General features: G+C 37.8%; 2 protein-coding genes and 1 pseudogene. 2 read left to right on the forward strand and 1 reads right to left on the reverse strand.

Features of this window, described 5'->3' with window-relative positions; all coding sequences use genetic code 11:
- Window positions 1–197: pseudogene (locus PVV57_RS09295) on the reverse strand (phage tail tape measure protein); the annotation flags it as partial.
- 239 nt (window positions 198–436) lie between these two features.
- Between PVV57_RS09295 and PVV57_RS09300 the strand changes: the two are divergent.
- Both PVV57_RS09300 and PVV57_RS09305 read left to right on the forward strand, forming a co-directional pair.
- Window positions 437–3,949 (forward strand): autotransporter outer membrane beta-barrel domain-containing protein, encoded by a 3,513-nt coding sequence (locus PVV57_RS09300; protein ID WP_273783946.1) that lies wholly within the window; start codon window positions 437–439, stop codon window positions 3,947–3,949.
- A 792-nt stretch (window positions 3,950–4,741) separates the two neighbouring features.
- Window positions 4,742–7,629, forward strand: a 2,888-nt coding sequence (locus PVV57_RS09305; protein WP_404977250.1) for a beta strand repeat-containing protein, incomplete at its 3' end; no start/stop codon positions are given.

Below are 7,629 nucleotides of genomic sequence, written 5' to 3' on the forward strand. Positions count from 1 at the left end.
GTAGAAAATGCCGCACCTGAAACGGCTATCCCCCGTAAAGCCCCCACAAGTAAAGTCATGGGGCGAAGAAGACGCAGCGCACTCCCACCAAGCCCTGCTGCCATTAAACCCAATGAGCGCCCTGAAGTGACTAATCCGCGCCAACTTGCTTTCAGCGTGCGGCTAACAGCACCCATCTTGATAAAATATGATAGCACTGATCTGCTTTTTACAATGTTTTACTAAATATAAAAAATATTTTTATTTCAATACACTTAATTTAAAGTACATTATGTAAGTAGTTTAAATATTCTTTATTTTAAGATAAATGAATATTTTATTTTGACAAAAAAATTAAAATAACTTATCCAAATAAAAAAACAAATATCATTATTCTATTCTTCTTATGAAATCGATGGGGAAATGAATATTGGGGGCTTTCATAAGGAGAGTATTGGTGTATAAAAAATTCCTTCTATCATATACAGCTATAGCAACTATAATACTGTTTAATAGCTCTCTCAGTCTACAAGCTAAAGACCTTGAAGTTTCTGATGGAAAAACAGTAACAGTACATGAAGAAACCTATGATACACTTCATGCAACAAACGGCAGTAAAATCATCGGTAAGCATTTAAAGATAAAATCACCACATTACGATCCATACGCTGTAACAGCTGAAGGTGCTAACAGTGCGATTGAGTTATTGGATAACACAACCATTGGAAAAAAAGATTCTGAAGTCCACTTAGGTCTTGAAACCAAAGACGGTGCGACAATCAAGATGATTGGAGGTTCTATTATAGCTGGCTACACTGGTGCTTCTTTCACTAACAGTAAGAGCAAGGAAAATACACTAGAGAATGTACTTATAACGGATGCGAATGATAGTCTAGATACATATTTAGGAATAGTTACCAAAAACAGCAACCTTACCTTAAAAGGGGTAACTGTTCACGCTTTCAAAGCTCTAGAAGCAGATGATCATTCTCAAATAACAATATCAGGAGGGGAATTTGATGGAATGCTTGATGGAGTATCTGCTAAGCAAGGCAGTATCATTGATATAAAAGATAATGCTAAAATTACCTCATCGATTTCTAGTGGTTTATATGCAGATGGTCCAAAATCCAAAATCGCAATGACGGGGGGAACAGTAAGCGGATATTCTCTAGGCACATTGCATGCAGAAAACGGTGGCCATATTGATATTACAGATGTTGTTATAACATCAAGAGATAATATAGGAACTGGTGCTTTCGTAGATAATGAGGGGAGCGTAATTGAATTGCATGGCACAACAATTAAAGATGTTTCAATCGGGCTTGATGTGCACGAGGGTAGCACGGGCAAGATGACCGGAGGCTCCATTACAACTTCGCTCATAGGAGCTGAATACATTGAGAGTAATAGTGATGAAAATAAACTGGAAGATGTGGTGATATCAGGTTTTAAAAATAATGAGACACCATCCTCCGGAGTCAATGTCCTAAAAAAAAGCAAACTCTCTTTGAAAAATGTGACAATTACTCAAACATATTCCGGTGTAGATGCTTTTTTTAATTCTCAAGTAACAGTATCAGGGGGATCAGTTTCTGCAAGTACCCTAGGAGTATCTGCTGTTTCTGACAGCACCATTACTTTAAAAGACAATGTAATAATTACTCAAGTAGATCAAGGCATAAATGCTCATGATCATTCTCAAGTAACAGTATTAGGGGGATTAGTTTCTGCAAGCACCGTAGGAATGTATGCTGAATCTGGCAGTATTATTACTTTAAAAGACAAAGCTGAAATTATCTCAAATGGTGCTGGATTATATGCAAACGATCTACAATCTAAGATTACAATGACAGAAGGTACAGTAAATGCAAAAGAAGCTGCATTATATACTGCAAACGGGGGACACATTGATATTACAAACGTCTCTGTAACAGGGAAAATTGGTGGTTTGCAGCTCGCATCTGTTCTTTCTACTTCTTTAAATGAATCAAATGATCCAAAAAATTATCAAAACGCTGAGATCAATTTGACCGATACCAAAACTCATGTCGATAATGGCACTGGAATTCTCATTGCAACTTTCAGTGATAATACCATTAAAAATATTACCAATCTGTCAATTGGTACAGCCAATCTCATAAATTCAGAAATCCATGCAGATGTTTTATTAGGCAACGGTACTTGGGGAAATCAAGAGTTTTTGGAAGGTATAAATGCAAAAGCAATACCCAACGGTAGCTTCACATTAAATGCAGATCATTCTACTTTAGAAGGCAGAGCAAACATCACAAAAGAGAGAAACGTACGTTTTAACCTCAAAAACGGTACACAATGGTTCTTAAAAAACAGCGCACAAGAAAAAGATGCTGATGGTAATCTTCTTGATATCGCTCAAAGAGCACGCTCTGATGTTTCTGTGCTTAATCTCAACAACAGCTCTGTTGTTTTTGCAGAACCAATAGAAGATGGTTATTACCACACATTGTATATAGGTTCTGGTAAACCAGATACCAAAGCTGTCTATAATGCAACAGGCAATGCACAGATTTCTCTCAATAGCCAATGGAGTGATGGGGCACCAATCGCTGACCAAAAAACAGACCGACTTCTGATCAATGGTGATGTATCAGGCAACACATCAATTTATGTCACGAGACGATCAGGAGGGAATAATGTGAAAGAAAACACTTCCGCTTCTGCCAATGTGCGTGGTCTTTCACTCATTCAAGTTTCTGGAAATGCCCGTGAAGACTCCTTCAAACTAGTTAATGGTTATACCACAAGAAATGGGACACCCAATAAATATACCCTACGTGCCTATGGACCAAATTCAAGCCATGGCAAAGCCAATATAGCGCAAAATTTGTTGGATGAAAAAAATGAAAATTTCTGGGATTTCCGTCTACAACCTGAATTTCTTAATTCTAACCCCGGTTCTGGCTCTCATCCCGGCTCTGGCTCTAACCCCGGCTCTCCCCCTGATCCTGAACAAAATGTGCAAGCCGTTGTCCCTCAAATGGCAAACTATTTGCTCATGCCAAATGCCCTCTTCTATACGGGATTGATCGATATGGCAAAACAAAATGCGCTGTTAGCCAATATGAGAACATCTGTCTCGGGGAAACAACAAGAAAAACAAAACGGCTTCTTCTTATATACCTACGGTGGAACAGGAACATTATCCTCTGAAAGTGCTCCTCGTAAATATGGTTATAGCGGTGCTCATCTTCGTTATGCCGCTCTCCAAGGGGGTGTGAACTTTGCCGCCCTGGAAGGGCAAAATACCACAACACATTTCGGTCTTATAGGAACCTACGGGCAGCTTTCTTTCACGCCAAAGAATATGAAAGACGCAAGTAAAAGCACGGTGGATAAATGGTCACTTACAGCCTATGGCAGCATACAGCATGACAATGGTTTCTATCTTGATACCCTTTTATCCTATGGGATCCTAAAAGGAGATATCAGCAATGCCATCATTGGCAAAACCGCAAAAGTGAAAAATGCAAAAATGTTGAACCTCTCTACAACTATTGGCAAAAAATTTGCCACCGGGATTGCAGGTGTAACCTTTGAACCTCAAGCACAACTTGCCTATCAATATTTGATGTTTGATACCATTTCAGATACTGACAGCTTTAAAGTCAATATGAACAAACATCATCAATGGTTGATCCGTGTTGGAGGACGTTTGAACAAAACCGTTGTCACTGCTGAAAACGGGCGTGCTGTTTCCTTCTATGGAAAAATAAATGTGATCAAAACGTTTGGTGATGATCAAGCAATATATATTGATAAAGCTTATCAACTTGATCCTATGGGCTCTTTGCTTGAAGGTGGACTTGGTATCAGTGCACAATTGTCTCAAAACGTCTCGCTTCATGGTGATGTCAGCTATCAACAAAAACTTCAAAAAACTGGTATAAGTGGCGCAAGTTTTTCAGGCGGTATACGCTATCAGTTTTAAGGAAAAACTGTAAAAGAAAGCGTATTCCTTCTGTTTGTATTCATAAAAAAAGCAGCACAATATGCTACCTTTTTGCTTTATAAATCCTGTTTACCCCACACGATCCCCCTCCCTTTTTATCAAGAAAAAATGCAAGGTATTTTTATCTAGGATATATCAAAATCCCTAAATAATGAAAGCGAAGACTTTTTAATAAAAGCGCAATTTTATTGACCAAAGCACCATTCATTTCAAAGCTTCAATATGAAGCTCTTTATGAATGATGTTTTTAAACTTTAAATATGTCTGTTTTACCCCCCTCAATCAGACAAGCGTTTATTGGAAACTTTCTCCTCATCAGAAAACTGAAAAAATTTTGCTGTTCATACAATATTCAAATAAGAAAAAACACAAAGAACTATAAATGATAGAGTATTAAAATATCTTTTCGTATTAAATAAAAATATCTCCGAATAATTATCATAAAATGACTAACTTTTCATAAAGAAAACTCACTACTGCTTAAACATTATTTTTCTTAAGTTATCAATGATATAAGAAATCATATTACTATGACATAGTATAACAAATAACCATAGTACAGACAATAAATGAATAAAATACTTTAAATAAAAATAAACTATATATAATAGGAATTTCTATACAAATTATTTAAAATCTTTGACAAAGAAATAAAAATAACTTACCAAACTAGAAGGAATGTAACACAACGAGGAACAACAACTCATTTTCTATTCTTCTTATGAAGCGGGTGGGGAAATGAATTATTGGGGACTTCAAAGGAGAATACGGATGTATAAAAAATTCCTTTTATCATATACAACAACAGTCGCGATCATACTCTCTAGTATCCATTTTAATGCACATGCTGAAACTCTTAACGCCTCAGGAGCAGATCCAGAAATCACCGGAAAAACCGGTGCAACCTATGAAATTATTCACGCAGAAAAAGGTGGAAAAATCATCGGTGAAAATTTAACAGTCACCGGAAATAAAAACACCAGCGAAGGATCGGCCACTTCTTCTCCAGGATCATCTTCTTTAGAAGCACCAGCTGCTGTAACAGCTGAAGGCAAAAACAGTGTAATCGAATTAACGGGGGATAAAACAACCATCAAAGGAACTGATTTTGACATTATTCTAGGTCTTGAAGCAAAAGACAACGGCATAATCAATATAACTGGTGGAACAGTAAATGCAAAAGAAATGGCATTATTTGCAGGTGACGGCGGACGTATTACGGTCAAAAATGTCGTTCTGTCAGCGAAAAATGACAAAGGTTTTGGTGTAGTCGTCTCTGGTGGAAATAAAAGCACGATTGAACTTCAAGAGAATACAAAGATTGAAAATGCTGTAATCGGATTAACTGCAAACAACGATAGCACAATCAAAATGACCGGTGGATCCATTACTGCTTCCGTAGGTGGTGCTACTTTTATAAACAGTAAGAGCCAAGGAAACGAACTGAATGATGTGATAATATCGCTCAGTGATATTGATAATGGACAATATTCACCAACAGGCGTAAGTGCCAGCGATAATAGTCAAGTCACATTAAAAAATGTAATCGTCACTAACGCAGAAACAGGCATACTTGCGAATAATTCTAAATTAGAAGTTTTTGGAGGAAAATTTAATGGAAAATACCAAGGTGTGCACGTTTTAAACGGTGGCTCCGTTATTTTAAATAAAGGTGAAAAAGATGGTGCTACAATTACATCAACGGATGGAACAGGGCTCCATGCTGAAGGTGAAAACTCCAAAATTAAAATAACGGGGGGAAATGTAACCGGAAATCAAGCAGCGTTACTTGCAGAAAATAAAGGATATATCGAGGTAAAAGATGCAACTTTAAAAGTGATAAAAGATGAAGGAACCGGTGCAGGTGCTAGCGATTCTGATAGTATAATTAAATTAAGCGGAAATACAACAGTTGAAAGTACTTTTGTTGGCCTTGGTGCAGCGAATGGCGGTAAAGTCGAGATGACTGGAGGAACAGTAAAAGGAAATCAAGCAGCATTATCTGCAATACAGGGTGGACACATCGAGGTCACGGATGTTTCTCTAAAAACAAATATCAAAGGATTTGGTGCACGATCTATCGGTCCTAACAGCACAATTGAATTGCACGGAAACCCAACAATTGATGATGCTGGAATCGGACTTTTTGCACAAGACGGCGGTGCAATCAAAATGAGCGGTGGTTCTATTACAGTATCTACAACGGATGTTGCTACAGTTGGTGCGGGCTTCTCAAACAATAGTAAAGGAAATGAGCTTGAAAATGTGACAATATCAAAAAAAGAAAGTGATACATCATCATTATTGGGAATAAGTGCCATCAATAACAGTCAAGTCACGTTAAAAAATGTAATCATTAAACAAGCTCAAAAAGCTGTCTTTGCGAGTAATTCTGAAATAACAGTCTCTGGAGGATCATTTGACGCAAAAAATGATGCAATATATGCTCTAGATAGCGGCAGAATTATTTTAACTAATGTGTCACAGATTACGTCAGATGATGGTTATGGTCTCTTTGCTGAAGGTAAAAACTCCACAATCACAATGACAAAGGGAAGTGTCGCAGGAAAAAATAGCGCATTGTCGGCTGCGAATGGTGGCCATATTAAAGTCACAGATGTTACCCTCAAAACCAAGGAAGGTCGATTCGGCGTATCTTCTGATGGCATGGGCAGCCTGATTGAATTGCACGGCAATACAAAGATTAATGATAGTGAAACTGGGATTGCTGCAAACGGCGGTGGAGCAATCAGTATAGTAGGCGGAACCCTCACAGCTTCTCAAATTGGTGCAAGCTTCTCAAACAGTAAGAGCAAAGAAAACAAACTAGAGAATGTGATAATATCAAGTGGTAAAGACGATTCACCACTGAAATTTGGAGTAATAGTAGATCAAAACAGTACCGTCGCTTTAACAAATGTAACCGTAAAACAAGCAGAACATGCCATAGTTACAGATCATGAATCTATAACAACAGTCTCTGGAGGATCATTTGACGCAAAAAATGCAACTGTAGTTTCTCACAACAACAGTATCGTTACTCTAACCAAAGATGCTCAAATTACATCATCTGAAGCCCCCGGACTCTGGGCAAAAAACAATGGTGCAATCAGCATGACAGGCGGAACCATTAAAGCTTCCAACATTGGTGCTAGTTTCGAGAACAGTAATAGAAAAGAAAACAGTCTAGATGGTGTGATCGTATCAAGTAATAAAGACGATGCATTACTAAACATAGGAATATCTGCAGATAAAAGTACCGTCGCTTTAACAAATGTAACCGTAAAACAAGCAGAAAGCGCCATAGGTGCAAATAATGAATCTACAATAACAGTCTCTGGAGGGGCATTTAATTCAAAAAATGCAACTGTAGTTTCTCACAACAACAGTATTGTTACTTTAACCAACAATGCTCAAATTACATCATCTGAGGGCCCTGGACTCTTTGCAACAAAAGGTGGCGCAATCAGTATGACAGGCGGAACCATTAAAGCTTCAATAATTGGTGCTACCTTTGAGAACAGTAAGAGCAAAGAAAACAAACTGGAAAATGTAACCATATCAAGTGGTAAAGACGATGCACCACTCATCTATGGAATAGACGCAAACCAAAACAGTATCGTCGCTTTAACAAATGTAACCGTAAAACAAGCAGAAAG

Source organism: Bartonella sp. AU15XJBT, from assembly GCF_028618615.1.
Taxonomy (GTDB): domain Bacteria; phylum Pseudomonadota; class Alphaproteobacteria; order Rhizobiales; family Rhizobiaceae; genus Bartonella.